The organism is Vibrio sp. 10N.247.310.17 (assembly GCF_041466605.1).
Classification (GTDB): Bacteria; Pseudomonadota; Gammaproteobacteria; order Enterobacterales; family Vibrionaceae; genus Vibrio; species Vibrio tasmaniensis_A.
Genome location: NZ_JBFSTC010000038.1, coordinates 12,586 through 33,298 on the forward strand (window position 1 = coordinate 12,586; position 20,713 = coordinate 33,298).

General features: G+C 44.7%; 14 protein-coding genes. 3 read left to right on the forward strand and 11 right to left on the reverse strand.

What is annotated here, in order from left to right:
• The 6 genes from rsgA to malT form a co-directional block, all read right to left on the reverse strand.
• Positions 1-1,000: ribosome small subunit-dependent GTPase A (gene rsgA, locus AB6D80_RS12360; protein WP_372188648.1), on the reverse strand; the 1,000-nt coding region annotated here is incomplete at its 3' end.
• Positions 1,001-1,596: 596 nt separating this feature from the next.
• The gene (locus AB6D80_RS12365) at positions 1,597-2,055 is read right to left on the reverse strand and encodes a copper chaperone PCu(A)C (RefSeq protein ID WP_017104297.1); all 459 of its coding nucleotides are present in this window, start codon (positions 2,053-2,055) and stop codon (positions 1,597-1,599) included.
• A gap of 114 nt (positions 2,056-2,169) precedes the next feature.
• On the reverse strand, positions 2,170-2,766 hold the full coding sequence (locus AB6D80_RS12370; RefSeq protein ID WP_372188638.1) for an SCO family protein: 597 nt from the start codon (positions 2,764-2,766) through the stop codon (positions 2,170-2,172).
• Positions 2,763-3,203: a hypothetical protein gene (locus tag AB6D80_RS12375; protein ID WP_009845845.1), complete on the reverse strand. Its 441-nt coding sequence runs from the start codon at positions 3,201-3,203 to the stop codon at positions 2,763-2,765. Before AB6D80_RS12375 ends, AB6D80_RS12370 begins: the two co-directional genes overlap by 4 nt.
• Positions 3,204-3,405: 202 nt before the next feature.
• A complete protein-coding gene (locus tag AB6D80_RS12380) occupies positions 3,406-4,326 on the reverse strand; it encodes a DUF368 domain-containing protein (RefSeq protein WP_032499237.1) in 921 nt (306 codons plus the stop codon).
• Positions 4,327-4,937: 611 nt separating this feature from the next.
• A complete protein-coding gene (gene malT / locus AB6D80_RS12385; RefSeq protein WP_029223176.1) occupies positions 4,938-7,646 on the reverse strand; it encodes an HTH-type transcriptional regulator MalT in 2,709 nt (902 codons plus the stop codon).
• Positions 7,647-8,212: 566 nt separating this feature from the next.
• Here malT and AB6D80_RS12390 point away from each other — a divergent pair.
• The 3 genes from AB6D80_RS12390 (at position 8,213) to glgB (ending at position 15,379) form a co-directional block, all read left to right on the forward strand.
• Positions 8,213-10,666, forward strand: a complete 2,454-nt coding sequence (locus tag AB6D80_RS12390) for a glycogen/starch/alpha-glucan phosphorylase (RefSeq protein ID WP_009845842.1) — start codon at positions 8,213-8,215, stop codon at positions 10,664-10,666.
• Between the two features lie 176 nt (positions 10,667-10,842).
• A complete protein-coding gene (gene malQ / locus AB6D80_RS12395; RefSeq protein WP_017096249.1) occupies positions 10,843-13,023 on the forward strand; it encodes a 4-alpha-glucanotransferase in 2,181 nt (726 codons plus the stop codon).
• A gap of 175 nt (positions 13,024-13,198) precedes the next feature.
• On the forward strand, positions 13,199-15,379 hold the full coding sequence (glgB, locus tag AB6D80_RS12400) for a 1,4-alpha-glucan branching protein GlgB (protein WP_372188640.1): 2,181 nt from the start codon (positions 13,199-13,201) through the stop codon (positions 15,377-15,379).
• A gap of 152 nt (positions 15,380-15,531) precedes the next feature.
• Here glgB and AB6D80_RS12405 read toward each other — a convergent pair whose 3' ends face one another.
• From AB6D80_RS12405 to AB6D80_RS12425, 5 genes are all read right to left on the reverse strand, one after another.
• Complete coding sequence (locus tag AB6D80_RS12405; RefSeq protein WP_372188642.1) at positions 15,532-16,371, reverse strand: energy-coupling factor transporter transmembrane protein EcfT; 840 nt, start codon at positions 16,369-16,371, stop codon at positions 15,532-15,534.
• Positions 16,368-18,062 (reverse strand): ABC transporter ATP-binding protein, encoded by a 1,695-nt coding sequence (locus AB6D80_RS12410; protein WP_372188644.1) that lies wholly within the window; start codon positions 18,060-18,062, stop codon positions 16,368-16,370. The genes AB6D80_RS12405 and AB6D80_RS12410 overlap by 4 nt, the downstream gene beginning before the upstream one ends.
• Positions 18,063-18,068: 6 nt before the next feature.
• Positions 18,069-18,617, reverse strand: a complete 549-nt coding sequence (locus AB6D80_RS12415) for an ECF-type riboflavin transporter substrate-binding protein (RefSeq protein WP_009845837.1) — start codon at positions 18,615-18,617, stop codon at positions 18,069-18,071.
• A gap of 326 nt (positions 18,618-18,943) precedes the next feature.
• Positions 18,944-20,074, reverse strand: a complete 1,131-nt coding sequence (locus tag AB6D80_RS12420; protein ID WP_017096246.1) for an HlyD family secretion protein — start codon at positions 20,072-20,074, stop codon at positions 18,944-18,946.
• Positions 20,074-20,469: a DUF3302 domain-containing protein gene (locus AB6D80_RS12425; protein ID WP_009845835.1), complete on the reverse strand. Its 396-nt coding sequence runs from the start codon at positions 20,467-20,469 to the stop codon at positions 20,074-20,076. Before AB6D80_RS12425 ends, AB6D80_RS12420 begins: the two co-directional genes overlap by 1 nt.
• Positions 20,470-20,713 lie beyond the last annotated feature (244 nt).

Sequence of the window (20,713 nt, forward strand, 5' to 3'; positions counted from 1 at the left end):
AGTCAGACGCTTTTTTAAGATTGCGGCCTTCTGATTGTACGGTTTTGTACATCTTGGAAAGCTGCTTATTGCTGGCGCGTTGTTCCGCTAACGAGGCGCCATTTCGGGCTTGTTCTCGCAATAACTTTCGATAGTTAGCAAATCGTCGCTCAGACAATTCTCCACTTTCAATCGCCTTGCGTATCTTGCACCCCGGTTCTGATTCATGATGACAATCAGAGAATCGGCAATGCATGGCTAACTCTTCGACATCAGAAAAGGTTTCACTCACGCCTTCAGCGCAGTCAGCAAGTTGTAGCTCTCGCATTCCTGGAGTATCGAGTAGTAAGCCGCCCGATGTTAGCAGGTGGAGCGATCGTGATGTGGTTGTGTGTCGGCCTTTGCTATCGTCTTCACGAATGCCACCTGTGGCTTGTTCAGCCTCACCAAGTAATGAATTGACTAAGGTAGATTTACCCACACCGGATGAACCCATTAAAGCCACAGTCTTGCCCGTTTTACACCAAGGCGACAAAACTTGAGTTGAGTCTTGGTCTAGGCTATTCACAGCTTCGATCATCTGCATAGAATCTAAGCTTTGCACTTGTTGTACTTTATCTTCGTAGTCGTCACACAAGTCTTTCTTGGTGAGGACGATAACCGCTTCAACCTGCGCTTCAACCTGCGCTTCGTTGGCGAGCGCTAGATAGCGTTCAATACGGCTTAGATTAAAGTCGTTATTTAACGAAACCACGATAAAAACCGTGTCGATGTTAGCTGAGATATATTGTTCGGCGACACGGCTACCTGCAGCTTTACGGCTGAAGAGTGATTGACGGCCTAATAAACGGCCGAATTGCAGTTCAGAGTTCAAGATTACCCAGTCGCCAACCGTCATTGCGGGTTGGTTTTGATGGATAGGGAGAACGATTTCGCCTTGTTCTGACGCTAGTGTATAGCCGCTGCGATGGTGCGCGGTAATACGAGCAATGACGGATTGGTCATAGTCTTCGAGTGTCAGTTGTTGTTGGAATACAGGTTGCCATCCAAGTTGTTAAAGTGACATTGGATGAGAAAATGTGTTTTGTGAATTCATGTCTATTTACCCAGACGTGCGAGCTTTCTTTTCTTGTGAGAGCATTAAAGTCTTATGAGAGCATCAACGTCTTATGAGAGCATCAACGTCTTGTGAGATCTCAATTTGTCGATGAGACCAAAAGAGTTAATGAGACCAAAAAGCGTTGCTGAGATTAAAAGCGTCGAGCGTCAAAAATGTTTTGAGTTTGGGTCGAATTCAAATAGATAGGACCCCGGATTGAGTCATGCTTTACAGGCATGCAGGAATTGATCACTTACGATCAATAGTAAACCGGGTAAAAGTGTGCGGTCGTCAAAGGGGGACGATAAGTTGGTCGATCGGTATTTAAGTTGGATTAACCAAACAAGTTAACGCGTTACTTTTACTGCCAGCTTTAGTGTCTTCATTACAATCATCTTCTATTCTCCTTGGTTATTAATGTGGTCGGGCTTTGAATAAAAAGCGAGCTCAGTTTAGCAAAAAGCCACGATGGCGAGAAGTCATCGTGGCTAAAATTATTTCATCGATTGTGAATTAGATTAATGATGATCGTGATTCATCTTTTTCATGCCGCTCATCACTTTCTTCACTGGCGCATCAAAGGTCAGTGTTTCACCGTTTGCGAAGGTCAGTGTCATTTTGATTTGTTCACCTTCTTTTAGGCTACTTTTTAAGTCAAACAACATGATGTGTAAGCTACCTGGTTTAAGTACAGCTTTACCATTTGCAGGGATGGTGATCGCTTTAACTTGACGCATCTTCATTACGTCGCCATCAACGATAACATCATGAAGTTCAACCTTTCCTGCTGCTGGTGTTGTTGCAGAAACAATAGCGCGATCTTTATCGCTATGGTTCATCAGAGTCGTGAATACCGCGCTGTTCACTGCTGAAGGCGGGGTTGCGCGCGCGTACGCGTCATGAACCATAATGTCGTTATTCGCTTGAGCAAGAGGAGTGAGCAATAAGCCTGCTAGAGCAAGTGCTTTTAACTTCATGTTGTTGTCCTTAATTTTTTGTTTGGGTCTGGGACCTGACTTTTTGTTCGAACTTTATTCGTTAAGTTCTTTATTTTTGTACACGTTGTTTCTCGTCGCTGATGACTTGGTACGTTAGCGCGTTAATGTGTTAATAGCTTCAACAATTGGCGCTGGCGTTAACGTATGCGGCACTTTGGTAATCAGCGTGCCATCGGGTTTTAAAAAATAGAAATATGAGCTGTGGTCTAGGGTGTATTCCAACTCTGAACCTTCAAGCTTGGTCTTTCTAAAAATAACACCGAAGTTGTGTGCAAGCGTTGTTGTCACATCTAACGGGCCACTTAATCCTTCCATCATTGGGTGGAAGTATTGTGCGTATTCGTATGAGGCTTCAGCGGCATCACGTTCCGGATCGAGAGAAACAAACATCGGGCGAATCTTGGCTTTTGCTTCATCAGAAATCTGGTTAAGTGCTCCGGCTAACATTGCTAGAGAAGTAGGGCACACATCTGGGCAACGTGTGAAACCAAAATAAACGATACGAATTCTGTCATCGGTTTGGTCAAAGATTTCAGTTGGCTGGTTATCTTTGCCGAAAAGGGTTGTTGCGGAGAATTGTTGTTTTGCCGCGTGTTGTTTTTGAGCTTCGTTTTGCCCATCAAGATAACTTTTAACGCCAAAGCCAAGGACAAAAGCGACAACCAATGCTAACGACCAATTTCTACTCATCTTGCCATCCTTATTGCCGGATTTACAGTATCGACACCATCAGTGAGCTCACCGATCCATGTCATCTTGTCTAAAGTACATACAGGTAAAATCACATCACCTTCATAGGTATTATTGCCAATGTTTTTTAATTGAAAACGTGCCGAGCCCATTTCCATCTCTAAACCTGTAAGCGACAGCATTAATGTGTCAGAGGCTGCGCCTTCCCACACTACTTTGATTTTGGTGGGAGCCAGAGGTTGAGCCGTCTCGCGATCAAGTGTCATCGTAACTGTATTTTGCTCACACGATGTGGTGGAAAGCATGCAGTAATCATCTAAGTTAACCTCAGCAGAGGCTCGCTCCATCGCTGATTCAAATTGCTGAATTGCTTGCGGCCCATAAAAGCCTGCCACGAGAGCGATCCCAAGAGCAGCAACCTTTAATGCAGAGTGCATGTCGTGTTCTCATCTAATTTTATAAGAGCGGCGATGTTATCATATCCCTCAATATGTGCTTGTATCAAAAAGTAATTTTGTGCGTATGGTAGAACTAAAAAAGCGAAGCCATTGGCTTCGCTTTTGTCTGTGTCATAGGTTCATGAGCTTAGTCTTTCTAAGTTCTATCCGTTCTGAATACGCTTGAGAATGGATAGAATGATCAGTCAGCGTTGCGCTCTGCAAATTTCTCTAACCCAAGGACCAGAGCAATCGCTACAAGCATCATCACAATAGCCATTACTAGCTGTGAAGGTTGAGAAGTGACGGCTTCAAAATCAAACGGTGACAAGTTTTCTTGAATCAGAGGAACTTGCTCACCTTTAGAGTTTGTACGCCAGCTGATCGTTTCTTTCCACGGCCAAATCTTCGGCAGTGTACCGATCATCAAACCAGTCAAGAATACTAATGTGAAGTCGCGGAATGAGCGCAATAGCCAAGACAGTACATGTGAGAAAGTCAGCAGTCCGATCACACAGCCCGCAAGGAATAGCGCAAGTACATCGACCTGAAACTCTTTAACGGCACCAAGTACCGGGCCGTACATACCAATTAATAGCAGAATGAAGCTTCCTGAGATACCGGGTAAAATCATCGCGCAGATAGCAATCGCACCCGCAATCAATACGTTGATGCTGGTTGGCTCCATTTGCAGCGGTTTAAGCACGGTAATGCTATAAGCGAAAGCAACGCCAAGCAGCAAAAACACGAAGCGAATCATATCGCGTTTCTCTACTTGCTTAAGAATATGGAAAACCGACACCAAGATCAGGCCGAAGAAGAAAGACCACAGTGGAACAGGGTGGGTGACTAATAACCAAGAAATCAATTTTGCGAATGTCGTAATGCTCGTGAATACGCCCGCGAACAGTGAAATTAGGAAGAAACCATTGATGTGATTAAACGCGGCTTTGAAGCCTTCGCGTTTCCATAAGCCAAGTACGCTAGGGTTAATTCTGCGAATGCTTTCTAGCAGCGTATCGTAGATACCAGTGATGAATGCGATGGTTCCGCCCGACACGCCAGGAACAACGTCTGCTGAGCCCATTGCCATGCCTTTGAAAAAAGTACTTAAGTAGTTCATTGCTTCATAGAGTTGAGGATGATTTTGTGCAGTATACAAACTTTAGTGTAAAAAAAGTATGAATATGCCTTTGGCGAGGTGCTTTATTACCTCTTTAATTGTAAGGCAATACGTTGATGTGAACATCTGCCTTACATTTAAAATACAACTGCTTGGTGTCTTATTATTATCGGCGGCAGTGAAACCTGTTTTCTATCGATATTGCATCTTGGTTGCATTATGCAAATGCACTTTGCAATTCGCATCATGAATTAGAGGTTTTTATGCGATGCAGGGCTTATAAAATGGCTGAATTAAAGTTGGCACGCTAACTGCATTATATACATTGACCCTTCTTAAGCCGAGGGTCACCTAGCCAACTGACGTTGTTAGTGAACTTATGATTTGTTCACAAATATATAGAGCCAATCGCGATTATTGCGGTTGGCTATTTTTTTGTCTGTCGTTTGGCTCTTTATGATCAGCTATCTGCTATTAACCCCATGCTCCAAACGAAAAAAAAGCCAGTCACCATAGGCAACTAGCTTAAGCTTTTCTCGAATCAATCTCGAATCAATCTCGAATCAATCTCGAATCAATCTCGAATCAATCTCGAATCAATCTCGAATCGTTTAGTACCCCATCAACTGCAGTAAATTCTCCGCTGTGCTGATCGCTTCTTTACGGTTAGCAATGTTTAGTTTTTGGTAAAGGTTACGGATGTGAGTCTTGATGGTGGTACCTGCGACATCGAGTTCTTGAGCGATCTGCTCGTTACTGAACCCTGAATAGATCAAACCAAGTACTTGCCATTCACGCTGGGTGAGTGGGCTTGTGCGCACAAGTTCAGGAATGTTTGGGTGATTGACTAAGTTTTCGACAAAGTCTTCATCAAAGTGAACCGAGCGGCTGCGTTGGGTGGTCGAGATATCTTTCATGATCTGTTGAGCGCGATGGCGTTCTAAGTCACCTAAGCCAGGCTTGTTACTCAACTTATCCAAGATATGTCCGATAGTCCCGCCGTCTACTAAGAAGTTGCCGACCATACCGGTTTGGTTAGTCATATGAAGCGCTTCTTCAAGTAGCACGCGTGCGCTGTCTTCATCGTTAATTTGTGTACGTAACACGGCTTCAACGATCAAGTTTCGGTTGGTGTCTGTAATCAGATGTGAACGCTGAGCTTCACTCTTAAGGAAAGTCAGCGCTTCTTCCGCTTCTTCATACTGCTCAAGAATGATGTGAGCGCGAACGATGTTTCTCCATTGCAGTTGGCAGAAGTGGTTGCTTGCCGATTCAGGTCGAACAGCCACATTCAACCAATCACGTATCGCCTCTTTATTGCCTTTTACTTGCCAAAAAAGAATCAAAGAAAGAGAAGCGTTCGCCGTCCAGTCCACGTGGTAAGTCGATTGACGCAATAGGTGCTGAATTTGGTCGATAAACTTAGATGCTTTATCAATTTCACCGCGACTCAGTGAAATACGAGCCAGCATTGAATAGCTGTGAAGGTGCTTACTTGGTGAATGGTGACCAAGGATATCCAAGCCTTTGTAACAGCACTCTTCCGCTTCATCTAATCGGTTCCAACACCAGAATATTTGAGCTCTAACACGCAGTAAGAATTCATGCAGAGGCACGTATTTTAGCTGGTGTTCTTCGATCAATTTGAACGCACTGTCTTGCAGCTCGAATGCCGCTTGAACGTAACCCTGTGCAATTAAGATCTCGCTCTGTTGTAGAATTGCCCAAAGCGCTTGGTGGTAAACTTGATACTGGCGTGCAAGTTTTTCTGTTTGCTGCATCATCGGCAGTGCACGGCTCAAGTTGCCCATTACGTGATTGACTTCACCAACAACAGACGTGGCGACAATTCGGCTACGATAAACGGTGGTGTTCAGCTGACTTAGCGAAAGCTCTGCCAATTCCAAGGCTTTTTCAGGTTCATTGCTGTTAATAGCAACTTGCGCGCGCAGGGCGTTGTATTGCCCTTGTTGTTGAGTATCGAGTTCAATATTTCGAGCTTGATATTGTGTTTCAGCCTCTTCCAATAATGTCCCTACTTGTTCGTAGCGGTGCTGACTTTGTGCTAGCCAAGCTCGTAACATGGACAGTTTAGGGTCGCTGTAAAGTTGATCCGTAGTCAGTTGCTTGATCGCCATCTCTAACGAGGAAAGCTCGCCTTGGTTGAACATCGGCCAACCGTGGTCTGTCAGTATTTGAATGATCAGTTCTGGGTCTTCAGCGCGCTGTGCATGGCGTAGTGCTTGGTGTGGTGTGTCTTGTTTAATCCACGCCTTCGCGGCACTTCGGTGCAACTCTGCTTCTTGTTGAGGGATTCGAGCTTGACGCTCATGTGCCAAAAATTCACCAAACAGGTTATGGAAACGATACCAGTTCTTTTCGCCTTCAAGCGGGTAGATGAATAAACCGAATCGATTTAATGATTCGATCATACCCAGTGCGTCTTCACGCTGTGTTAGCGCACAAACCAGTTCGTCGTTGAAGTGGTCAAGCACTGAACACTGCATCAAGAACTGTCGAGTTTCTTTGTCTAACAGGTCGAAAACCTCTTCAACCAAGTAGTCCCAAAGATGGGCTTGATTAAAGTGGGAGAAGGACTCAGCAGACTGCGCCAGCGTGCGTTTTTGATGTTGGGCTTGCAGCGCAATAAGTTGAAGTGCAGAAGGCCAACCCTCTACATAGGTACAAATACTGTCTGCCGTTGTGTCATCAATACCATCGGCAACACGCTGATTAAAAAAGCGCGTCGTCTCTTCGGTATCAAAAGCCAGCGAGTCATTACCTAATTCGATCATTAAGTCTCGAACGCGAAGGTTTGCCGTACCTAGGGGGGGGGTACCACGACTGGTTACAACCAGCGTAAGATTGTCGGGCATGTGTTTGAGGAAAAAGCGCATTGCTTCTTGAATGTCATCATTGTTGACTAAATGGTAGTCGTCTAAAACAAGAAAACATTCATGATGATAGTCCGACATCTCGGCGAATACTTCGCTCAATAAAGAATGCAGCGATGAAAACTGTCGTTTCTCTGCCAGTTTTTGGGCATTGGGACAGGAATTTTGAGTCGCTTTATTGAGTGATTGGAGTAGGTAGTTGATAAAACGGAAGGCATCGTTGTCACTATCATCGATGCTGTACCAACCCACATTCGGCTTATCTAACAGCCACTGTGCAGCCATGGTGGTCTTGCCATAGCCCGCAGGAGAACGGAACAATACAAGCTTATAGCAATCTGCGTTCTGGAGCAGATCGAGAACCCTAGGTCGTAGGATTGCATTATGTAAGCGGCCGGGACGAGTCAGTTTCGAAGGGATCCACATGTCGAAGTTTTTCACCTATTCCGTGGCGTATGTTTTGGGGATTCTAAAACCGTAAAAGAGTTGCCCAATCACATCTGCCTAATTACTTAAGTCTGTGCTTATGTTACGTGAAGAAAAATGGCACCGACTATGATTCTCCTCAGAAACCTTGCGGTCTTGCATGTTTTTGGCTTTCTACGCCCTTAATTTGAGACTTTGCTCACGTTGCGTGGTGGTTTGTGAATGTGACTTTGTTCGGTCTTACACTGAGATTTATGCAAAAGATGAGATATGGAAAATAATTTCGTGATCTCAAACTCAGATTTGCTAATCAGTTTATTCCGGTTAAATAAAACTCACATCAATTAACGTTAAGTTATCGAACGGGAGCTTGTGATCTTAGTCACTCCAACTTTTTGTTCGAAGTTAGAACATGAGAGTCAGATCACTAACCTTACATCGGTACGCCCCCTACGCCCTCTCATCTACTCCTAGTTAGTCGTATTAACGGGAGGATGTTTAGTTAATGGTGACCATGCACGATATGTCACAGATGAATTAGAACTATTAAAAGCGAGATTTCTGAAATGAAACCAACTCAGCAAAAAACTTTCGATAAAGTGTCGTTCCAAGAAAGCGTTAAAAAGCATTTATCTGCAACTTACGCAACAACGATTGAAAACGCAGATAGCCGCGCATGGTACCTAGCGATGGGGCGTGCGCTAGCAGAATTGACAACATTTGACCTGCTAGAAACTGAAAATGATGAAAAAATCAAAAACGCGAAGAGCGTTAACTACCTTTCATTAGAGTTTTTGATTGGTCGTCTAACAGGTAACAACCTGATCAGCATGGGGCTGTACGAACAGATTACTCATGCAATGGAAGAGCTAGGCCAAAACCTAACTGACCTTCTAGAAGAAGAACGCGACCCATCGCTAGGTAATGGTGGTCTTGGTCGTCTTGCTGCTTGTTTTATGGATTCTTGTGCTGCACAAGAGTACCCAACAGTAGGCTACGGTCTTCACTACGAATACGGCCTATTCAAACAGTCTTTCCAAGATGGTCGTCAACAAGAAGCACCAGACGCATGGCGTGGTGTTGAAGGTTACCCATGGGAAGTCGCTCGTCCAGAGCTAGCACAACACATTGGTTTTTACGGTCATGTAGAAGTTGAATTCATCGACGGTAAAGAAGTTCGTACTTGGGTTCCAGGTATGGAAGTAAAAGCAATGCCTTGGGATCTACCTATCGTAGGTTACGAGTCAAACACGGTTTATCCATTGCGTCTTTGGGAATGTCAGGCAATTGCACCATTCTCACTAGCAAGCTTTAACAACGGTGATTACTTCGAAGCGCAACACTCGCTAATCGATGCAGGTAACATCACTAAAGTACTTTACCCGAACGACAACCACGAGAAAGGTAAGACACTGCGTCTAATGCAGCAGTACTTCCACTCAGCAGCGTCAGTTCGCGATATTCTACGCCGCCACGAAGCCGCAGGTTTCTCTCTAGAAGATCTGCCTAAGCAAGAAACGATTCAGCTGAACGATACGCACCCAACGATTGCGATTCCTGAGCTAATGCGCATCCTAATCGACGAGAAAGGTCTATCTTGGGATCAAGCATGGGAAATCAGTGCACATACGTTCGCTTACACGAACCACACACTACTTCCAGAAGCGCTAGAGACTTGGTCTGAATCGCTGATCAACCGTCTTCTTCCACGTCACATGGAAATCATTTTTGAAATCAACCACCGCTTCATGCAAGAAGTTCGCAAGATGTGGCCTGGTGACGGTGAGAAACAAGCGAAGCTTTCTATCATCCAAGAAGGTTTCCACCGCATGGTTCGCATGGCAAACCTATGTGTGATTGGTTCTTACAAAGTAAATGGTGTAGCGGCACTTCACTCTCAACTTGTTAAGAAAGACTTGTTCCCAGAGTTCAACGAAATCTTCCCAGGTAAACTGACTAACGTAACGAACGGCATCACGCCACGTCGTTGGTTGAAGTTCTGTAACCCAGGTCTATCTAATCTAATCACAGGTAAGATTGGCTCTGAGTGGCCAGCAAAACTTGAGCAGCTAGAAGGCATCGCTAAGTTTGCAACAGACGCGAAATTCCAAAAAGAATTTATGGCTGTTAAGAAAGAAAACAAACAGCGTCTTGCGGATTGGGTTCAAGAGAATATGGGTATCGAGCTAGATACTAACGCTATCTTCGACGTTCAAATTAAGCGTCTGCACGAATACAAGCGTCAGCACCTAGATTTGCTACACATTCTGTCTCTGTACCACCGTATTCTTAACGAACCTGGTTTCGAGTGTGAGCCACGCGTATGTTTCTTCGCAGCGAAAGCAGCACCGGGTTACCACCTAGCAAAAGAAATCATCTTCGCGGTTAACAAGATTGCAGAGAAGATCAACAACGATCCTCGCATCGGTAACAAGCTTAAAGTGGTATTCATCCCTGACTACCGTGTAAGCATGGCTGAAATCATCATCCCTGCAGCAGACGTTTCTCAGCAAATCTCATTAGCTGGTAAAGAAGCTTCAGGTACGGGCAACATGAAGATGGCTCTAAACGGCGCTCTAACTATCGGTACGATGGATGGTGCAAACGTTGAGATTCGTGAAGAAGTTGGTGATGAAAACATCTACATCTTCGGCCTAGAAGTTGACGGTGTTGTTGCACTGAAAGCTCAGGGTTACAACCCATACGATTACTACAATGCAGACCCACTATTGAAAGCATCTCTAGATCTACTGACTGGCGATGAGTTCACTCCAGGTCAACCAGGTCTTCTACGTGCAACGTTTGATAGCCTACTAGACGGTGGTGACCCTTACCTATGTCTTGCTGACTTCGCATCTTATGTGAAAGCGCACGAAGACATGGGTACGCAATACAAAGACCAAGCAGGCTGGGCTAAGAAAGCGATTCTTAACACGGCATTGGTTGGTAAGTTCACATCAGACCGCTCAATTCGCGACTACGTGAACAACATCTGGAAACTTGAAGCGGTTAACCGTTAATAGTTGCAAAGTAGCCAAGGCAGTTTCTGCCTTGGCTCAATTAGCTTGTGAGCAAATAGACGGCTTATTCAGATAGCAATGCTTACAAACTGATTGTCACAAGCTAATTGATTAGTAAAAATTAAATAGACAACCCTACAAAAATTGAAAGCGTCAGAACGTTTTCGGAGAGAGCGATGAAAGAACAGACCGTATTAAAACAAGTCGCAGAAATGGCAAATATTGCCGATAGTTACGTTAGTGCGTGGGGCGATGAAGCACAAGTATCAGAAGAGACGATTACGTCTCTATTGGCTTCATTGGGCTACGATACAAGCAGCGATGATGCACTGCTTAAATCTGCAGAAAGAAAGCACAGAAAAGATGTACTAGACCCGGTTCTTGTCTTGCGTGACGGTGAGCCAGTAGAAGTGACACTCAATCTGGGTGTGAGTGCTCGTGAAAGTGAGTTCAGCTGGCGCTTAGAAACCGAGCAAGGAGAGGTACTTGAAGGCTATCTTCAATCTCAAGTCGTTCGTGACGAGCGTGCCGAGGGTGGCCCTTTAGTGTTTGCATTGCCAAGTGATTTGGCATGGGGTTATCACAAGCTCATTGTGAGTCGTAAGCGCCGTAAGAAACCTTACGAGATGACGTTGATTATTACGCCAAAAGCGTGCTTCAAGCAGTCACCCATTGAGCAAGGCAAAAAGCTTTGGGGACCAAGTGTTCAACTGTACACGCTAAGAACTCAGCACAACTGGGGTATTGGTGATTTCGGTGACCTAAAACAGCTTGTTTCGGATATCGCGTCTCGCGGTGGTGACTTTGTTGGTCTAAACCCAATTCACTCACTGTTCCCTGCGAACCCGGAAGGTGCTAGCCCATACAGCCCGTCTTCACGTCGTTGGTTGAACGTCTTATACATTGATGTGAGTTCAGTTCCTGAGTTCGCATTAAGCGCGGAAGCGCAACAAACGGTAGGCAGCGCCGAGTTCCAGCAGCGCCTACAGAAAGCTCGTGAAGCGCACTGGGTGAATTACACTGAAGTGTCTGAGCTGAAGATGAGCATCTTACCTCTGCTATTCGCAGAATTTAAGACTCGTCATCTAGACAAAAACAGCGACCGCGCACAAGCGTTCTTAGCGTTCGTTGAAGAGGGCGGTGAAAGCCTGATGCATCAAGCCGCGTTTGATGCTCTGCACGGTGAACTGCATGCTGAAGATTCAGGTATGTGGGGCTGGCCTGTATTCCCAGAGAAATTCCGTACATTTGAAAGCCCTGCGACCCAGAAATACATCAAAGATAACCTAGATCAAGTGCATCTCTATATGTACCTACAATGGTTAGCCGATTGCCAAATCAACGATGCACAGTCTCTTGCTGAAGAGAAAGGCATGGCGGTTGGACTGTACCGTGACTTAGCGGTAGGCGTTGCAGATTCAGGCAGCGAGACATGGGCTGATGAAGGCAACCTAGTGATGGATGCGAGCATTGGTGCTCCACCGGATATTCTTGGTCCTCTAGGCCAAAACTGGGGCTTACCGCCACTAAACCCAGAAGTACTTCAAGAAACCGGCTACGACGCTTACATCAAACTACTTCGTGCCAACATGAAGCACTGTGGTGCATTGCGTATTGACCATGTTTTAGGTCTGCTGCGTTTGTGGTGGATTCCAAAGGGTGAGAACGCAACGAAAGGTGCGTACATCTACTACCCAGTGCAAGACATGCTGTCTATTCTGGCGCTTGAATCTCACCGTTACCAATGCAGCGTTATCGGTGAAGACTTAGGCACGGTACCGGATGAAATCGTAGACATCCTTGCTGATGCTGGCGTGCATTCTTACAAAGTCTTCTTCTTCGAAACATCAGAAAATGACGGTGGTTTTATTTCTCCGAAGCACTACGCGTCACAATCGATGGCAGCACTGTGTACTCACGATATGCCAACGCTTCGCGGCTTCTGGCACTGTGATGACTTGAAAATGGGTCAAGAGATTGGTTTATACCCAGACGCACAACAGCTAGAAACTTTGTTCGATAACCGCTTGGAGTGCAAGCAAGGTATCTTAGACTCAGTGGCATGGCACGGCTTCCTACCTGAAGGTGTTGGGCGTGATGCAAGTCAAGTGCCGATGGATTCTTATCTTGCTGAAGCGCTTCAGTTGCACGTTGCGGCTGGTGGCTCAACACTCCTGAGTGTTCAGTTGGAAGATTGGCTAGAGATGGATAAGCCCGTTAACATCCCTGGTACGGTCGATGAGTACCCTAACTGGCGTCGTAAACTATCAATGAACTTGGACGAAATCTTCGCTCATGAAGGCGTGAATCGTATCGCATCTAAGCTAACTGATGTACGAGAAAAAGCAGCTAAGTAATGGAGTCGAGTGGCTTGAAAAGAGGTGGTTTTTTGCTTACGCCGTACGAAACTACAACCTCGGTCACTCAATATTGAATGCTCATCTGGTAGAATAAACCGTCGTTATATTGCCCGCACTAATAGCGGGCATTTTTGTATTATGTTTTTTGGATGTTTGGTTAGGGAGAAGCGTTTTGGAACTAAGTTCGATTTCAAAGCAAAAACAAATATATACCCAACTATCACAGGCTTGCTTCACAGATCCATTTGCGTTTTTAGGGCCATACTTACCTTCTGAACAAGGTTCATTACGAGTGTGGATTCCTGGGGCAGATAAAGTCGAGTTGATTGTTGGAAAGGAACCTCGTATTAAGTTAGCGCGAGAGGGTGAAAGTGGTTTCATTCTTAAGCAAGAAAGAGACTTACGTTTTACTCACTACAAGCTTGCGGTTGATTGGAATGGAGTAGAGCAGATCATCGATGATCCATACCAATACCATGATCTGTACGCGAGTTATGAGGATCTTCATACACCTAAAGATATGTATCATCACATGGGAGCTCAGTTTATTACGCTAGAGCGTGATGGACAGACGATTTCAGGCACGCGTTTCTTGGTGTACGCACCGCATGCAACAGCGGCTAGCTTGGTGGGTAACTTCAACGCTTGGGATGGTCGTCGCCACCCAATGCAGCGTCTAGATTATGGTATGTGGGGCTTATTTATTCCTGATCTGGAAGAAGGCGCACAATACAAGTTTGAATTAAAAGGTCCTGATGGCGAAGGCTTGCCACATAAAGCTGACCCATGGGGTTTCTACTCTGAGCAGTACCCATCTTTTTCATCTGTGACTTACGATCACGCTCGCTACCAGTGGCAAGATACTCAATGGCAGAATCGCCCTGTAACACAAAAGCGTAAAGAAGCGCTTTCGTTCTATGAGCTGCACGCTGGTTCTTGGAAGCGTAACGCTGAAGGTGAGTTCTTAAACTACCGTGAACTTGCTGCTGAACTGATCCCATATTTAACGGATTTGGGTTACACGCATGTAGAGTTGATGCCGGTTTCAGAGCATCCGTTTTACGGTTCTTGGGGCTATCAGCCAATAGGCTTGTTCGCACCAACGAGTCGTTTTGGGTCTCCTGATGACTTCAAATTCTTCGTCGATCAATGTCACCAAGCTGGTTTAGGTGTTGTTCTGGATTGGGTTCCAGCACACTTCCCTAGTGATGATCACGGCTTAGCTAACTTTGACGGAACGCCTTTGTTCCATGATCCAGATCCGCGTCGTGGTTGGCACCAAGATTGGAACTCGTATATTTACGATTTAGGCAAAGAGCATGTGCGCCGTTTCTTGGTTGCAAACGCACTGTACTGGTTTGAACAATTCCATATCGACGGTATTCGTGTTGATGCGGTTGCTTCGATGTTGTACCTCGATTATTCGCGTAGCCATGATCAATGGATTCCGAACGCAGACGGAGGCAACGAAAACTACGATGCTATCGCAACCCTTAAGTGGATGAACGAAGAAGTTTACAAGCACTTCCCTAATGCGATGACGATTGCTGAAGAATCGACGGCTTTCCCTGGTGTTTCAGCCCCAACCTTTATGGGTGGCTTAGGCTTCGGATTTAAGTGGAACATGGGTTGGATGCACGATAGCTTGTCTTACATTCAAGAAGATCCAATCAACCGTAAATATCACCACGATACGATTACCTTCCCGTTGGTTTATGCTCACAGCGAAAACTACGTATTGTCTCTGTCTCACGATGAGGTGGTTTACGGTAAAGGCTCTATCCACAACAAGATGCCGGGTGATGAGTGGCAGCAAACGGCTAACCTACGCGCTTACATGGGTTACATGTATGCACAACCGGGTAAAAAGCTGAACTTCATGGGCGCTGAATTCGGTCAAACGGCTGAATGGAATCATGATGATCAACTGCAGTGGTTCTTGTTGGAATATGAACGCCACCAAGGTGTTCAACGCTTAACGAAAGATTTGAACAATCTATACCGCTCTGAGGCGGCAATGCACGATCTTGATTTCGACCCGAAAGGTTTTGAATGGCGTCTACAAGATTCTGCTGAAGCAAGTATCTTAGCTCATGAACGTATTAGTGAGTCGGGTGAACGAGTATTGGTTGTTTCTAACTTTACGCCTGTTCCTCATGAGCGTTTCCGTCTAGGTGTTCCAGCCCAAGGCCAGTACTCGCTATTGCTGAATACTGACTCGGCTGATTACGCAGGCAGCGGTTTTGAAGTGAAGCAGGTTGCTAAGGTTGAATCAGTAGCAAGCGAAGGTTTGGACACGTCGATTGAGCTGCGTTTACCACCACTTTCAACGGTGTTTTACAAATTAAACTAATAACAATCACAGTAAGTCAGTGATCACAAAGACGACAAAGGGAGCCCTGAGGCTCCCTTTTTTTGTTTCGATTTTCACTCTAAAACGGCTTGAATTTCGTTAAGTAGAACATTATACAGCACGTTATTTAAGCGATGCTTTCAATGAAAAACCTAAAATGGATACCAGAATAATTGTGGTTCTAAAACACGCTTTACGATCGCTAACACAACGATAAAGGCGATAACCATTAGCCAAACATAATCGATACGTTTCAAAGGCGCATAGCTATACCAAGTCCGTGACTTATGTCTGCCAAAACCTCGTAACGTCATTGCGTTTGAAATCTCGTCTGCACGGTCTAAGCTAGAAAAAATGAGCGGACCTAGAACCTTAGCAACGTTTTTGATGCGAGTGAGTAAAGGTGCTTTCTTCGATAGTTCAATGCCACGAGCCTGTTGCGCGTGCATGATATTGATGAAGTCTTTTTTAACTTCAGGTAAATAACGCAGTGTTAAGCTGACCGCGTAGGCGATTTTGTATGGAACGCCAATACGGTTGAGGCTTGCTGCAAACTCGGTCGGGTGCGTGGTAAAGACGAATATTAACGCTATCGGGAACATACTCATGTATTTGAGCGTGACAGTGATTAAATAAAACAGAGTCTCTTGGCTCAACGAGTAGTTACCCGGCAGTGTCAGCAATAGGGTCTCGCTGCCGATGAGCTCTGTACCTTGCTGTGGAGCAAGCAGATACATGAACAAAGCATTTAGGCTTAATACACTCACCGTTCCCAATAACAAAGGCTTATAAATGCGCACAGGCACATTGGTGAGCTTTAGAAGAAATAAACCAGTCACAATAAGCAACGCAATCAATCTCAGGTCGAACGTAGTTAAAACCACAGTGACCCAAGCGAGAAAAAGTATAAATTTAGTGATGCCGTTCAGTGCGTGTAACGGTGATTTAGTATCAATGTAATTGATGCCAAATTTTACTTTTGATGCATTCATAGCGAGCTTCTCTCGTCGTCGATGAAGTACTGCATAAAAGCGTTGGTGTCGTCGATTTTCATCATAGTCGCAAGTTCATAAATGCTGGTGGTGCAAAGGTTCGCACGTTCTAAAAGCGATGGCTGACTAAACACTTCCGTCATGGCTGCATTAGCAATTAACTTACTGTCTGCGATTACGATCGAACGTGTGGTGTATTCTAGAACCAAGTGCATGTCGTGTGAGATGATCACAACAGTAATGCCCAAATCTCGGTTAAGCTTTTGGATGAATGCCAGCATCGATGTGTAGTTACGGTAGTCTTGGCCTGCTGTTGGCTCATCTAAGATGAGGAGTTCAGGCTCCAACACTAAGATAGACGCGATCGTTACACGCTTTTTCTGACCATAGCTCAGAGCTTCAATGGGCCAGTGGCGGAACTTACTTAACCCGCAAAGCTCAAGAACGTTCTCTACTTTTTCTGTGATCAGTTGTTCTGCCATACCGCGGTTACGAAGACCAAAAGCAATCTCATCAAAAATCATATGATGTGAGATCATATGATTCGGGTTTTGCATCACCACACCGACTTTCTGGCTTCTTTCAAAGATGGAAAGTTCAGATAAGTCTTGACCATTTAGATAGGAAGAACCTGAATCAGCATCTATCACACCCATGATGAGTTTGGTGATAGTGGATTTACCCGAACCGTTCTTGCCCAAAATCGAGACAAACTCACCCTTACCAATTTTGAAACTCACATCTTCGAGTGCATTTTTTTCGCCGTCGTAAGAATAAGTTAAGCCATGAACTTCGAGCAAAGGCTGGTACTGTTTCTCTGCTACCGGTGCCGGGCGCTCAGCAAACCAAGCTTGAACTGCTGGACGGAATCTTTTGTAATCCAAAGCTTTGAGGTTTGAAAGTTTATCTTCGTTAGTCAGAGGGGCTTTCGCTGCTTTAAGTGCAGATAAGTAGAGAGGTTCACGAATACCGTGCGTATCAAGTAACTTGGACGCTAAGATGTCATCCGGAGTCATATCCGCGACTATTTCACCGCGCTCCATTAAGATCACACGATCGATATCGCGATGCAGAACATCCTCAAGGCGATGCTCGATAATCACGATAGTCTTGTTGGTTTCTTTATGAAGTTGGTCGATGATCTCAATCGTTGCTTTGCCCGTTTTAGGGTCAAGGCTTGCTAAAGGCTCATCAAACAGCAAGATATCGACATCATCGACTAAAATACCTGCTAACGATACTCGCTGTTTTTGACCACCTGAAAGGTCATGAGGAGAGCGCTCAAGCATATCCGCTAGGTCGACCATTTTTGCTGTCGATTTAACTAACGGGTACATATCAATGTTTGACATCAACTGGTTTTCTAATGCGAACGCGATATCTTCACCGATACTTAACCCCACAAATTGGCTGTCAGTATCTTGCAATACTGTGCCTACTTGCTCGGTATAGTCGTGCATTGAAAACTCAGAGACATTCTTGCCGTTGATCTCTAAAGAACCAGATACCTCACCTTTAATTGCATGAGGTATCAGACCATTGAGACACTGACCTAGCGTAGATTTACCACTACCACTTGGTCCAATAATGACGATTTTCTCTCCTTTCTCTATCCTTAGATTGATATTTTTTAGCGTCGGTTTATCCAGCGACTCATATCTAAAAGAGAAGTTCGAAAATGCTATAGTCATTAGCGTTTATGCCTCGGTCAGGTTACGGCTTTGTTTGTTACGTTTAGCGACTGATTTTAGGATCAGGAAGCCTACCACTGCGATAAGAATAGTGTTGCCCGCAGCGATGATAGACAGTTGAGTGAAGACTTTAGTAAACGGTTCTGCGTATAGGATGGTGTCTAGGAACGCAGAACTACCATAACCCACAACGTTACCCGCAAGGGCAAGTACCACGAACAGTGCAAAATCTTTCATTGGCAGTTCGCCTTGTTGAAGGCGGTTCTTAGTCATCATTGGGAATAAGCCGATAACCATACCGACAATACCTGAGCCTAAGACCCAAGTTAACCATACCCCCCAACCTGCGAACAAATCCGTTACCCAGTGACCGATAAAGCCAACCAAGAAGCCAACAATAGGGCCAAACAAAACAGAAAACAGTGCTAAGACTGCCATTGCTGGTTTCAATGTCGTGTTAGCAAACACTGGGACACCAAACATAGGTAAACCACCAATGCCGTACAGTGCCGCGCCAATAGCAATAACGACGACTGTTTTAGCTGAAAAGTTCATAGATAACCTCGAATACTGAAAATAAAGCATAATATTCGCCATTATTAATATGCGTCTCAATGAGAACGTTTTTTGGGCAAATATAAAAAATAAGGCGCGCATTATACAGTAGAACCCTTCCATAAGGGAAGGTAAGTGTCTAGATGTCTAAAATTCCATCTAGACGCATTAATATCACGTAAAAAGCGCAATTTTATGGTTAATCAAGCAACAAAAAAGCCAGAACGAGTCTGGCTTTTTGATTCATATTAACAATGTGTTAAGCGGGGTTGTCGTATATCTACGACCGTTTAGTGGTCTAGCTCTAGTTAGTGGTCTAGATACGGTTAGTGGTCTAGATATAGATAGTTTTGCCAACTCTTCATGCGAATAAGCACTTTACGCATGATAGATACGTGAGTGAAGCTGTCAGAATAAACGGCCACTTCCACGGCAGTACCCATAGGCAAATGGTACTCAGACAGATCATCAGTGATGGTCAGCTTAACAAATACGCGGCCGCTAGTACGTAGTGCGTCAGTACCTAGAAGCGTGCCTCGAGCTTGAAATTGGCTTTCACCAATGGCTGGGATCACTTCATCAATGCGTCCTTTAAATACTTTTCCTGGTAGTGCTCTAAATAGAAACTCAGCTTCGTAGCCAGGTTGCAGGCGTTGTAGTGAGTTTTGTCTAAAGGCTGCGGTATAGAATTGCGCCTCAGTGTGAACAAAGGTCATCACCGGCGCTAATGGTAGTGGTACAGCCATTACACCAGGACGAAGAGCGAGTTGAGTTACGTAGCCATCGGTTGGTGCTCTTACTACCGTTTGGTCAAGATTGAATTCAGCTTTACGTAAATCAGCAAGTAAGCCTGCAACCGCTGTATTCTCACCGCCAATCTCAGAGTTAAGTGCGATCTGAGCTTGTTGTTGGTTTGCTTCGGCTACTTTCACTGCAGCTTCTGCGGCTTTGTATGCCTGTCGACGAGTATCGAGTTGTTGTTCTGTAAATGCGCCACTTTCGAAGCCTCGCTTGTATCGAGAGAATTCACGTTGTGCTTTATCTCTTTCTGCAATGGCTTTTATTTTGGCTGCTTCGGCTTCTCCAACTTGCGACTCTAGACCTAAGGCACCTTGACTCGCTTCTTTTACTTTGGCTTGCAGCTTAGCAACTTCAGCTTCAAAAGGAATCGGGTCTATTTTGAAAAGTATATCCCCTTGCTTGAGAGGCTTATTTGCTTCAACCGGAACCTCGATGACTTTGCCTCGAACCCCTGAAACAATCGGTGTCGTTGAGTAAACTTGATTACCGATTTGTGTGAAAGGGTGGTTGTAGTTCATCAATAGAATCAAAGTACCGATGAGGACAACACCACCCAGTACGGCAGTGGGGACAGTCCATTTGTTTAGTGGGATTTTGAATACTTTGAAAATCGTAATACAAAGCGCCGCGTAGGTCATTATCAGCAGTAAATCCATTACTTAGCCTCCTGATCTTGAACGTTGTTTGTCTGTTTCTCTGTGCTGTTTTGCTCAGTGCCCGCTTGCTTTAGCTGTGCGATTTCGTTCTGAAGTGCACTCACTTGGTCGATGAGAGTGTCGACTCGGTGATGAATATCATGTTGTTCTTCTTCAAGCTTAGCGAAGCCCCAGCCACGATCTTTGCGCCACAACGTAGCCCAAATCCAAAGGAACGGCCAAATAGTGTGTAAAGTGAATAGGCTAACCCAGCCTGAGACATGAATAGCATCTTGATGAGGGTGATTACGTTCTTTCGCAATTTCATAAGGAATATCGTGAATAACGATGATGCCGTAAAAGATAACTAATGCTACGAAAATCAGTAGACCGAGTGCAAAGTAGTCTAAAAACATAACAGATCCTTGTAATGTTAGATGTTAGTTACAAATATACTACGCTATCATCCAAGTAATTGTTATAAAAATGATTTACCAATCTGAAAATAATATGTTGCTGCTAATAATGAGAATAAAATCACTGATGGATCTTATAAAATCCAATTGAACTTGAATAGGTTATTTCGGATTTCTTGCTGACAAGATGACAGTTCTGATTCAAACGATGCGCATAGCCATAATCATAACAACAAAAAATAAA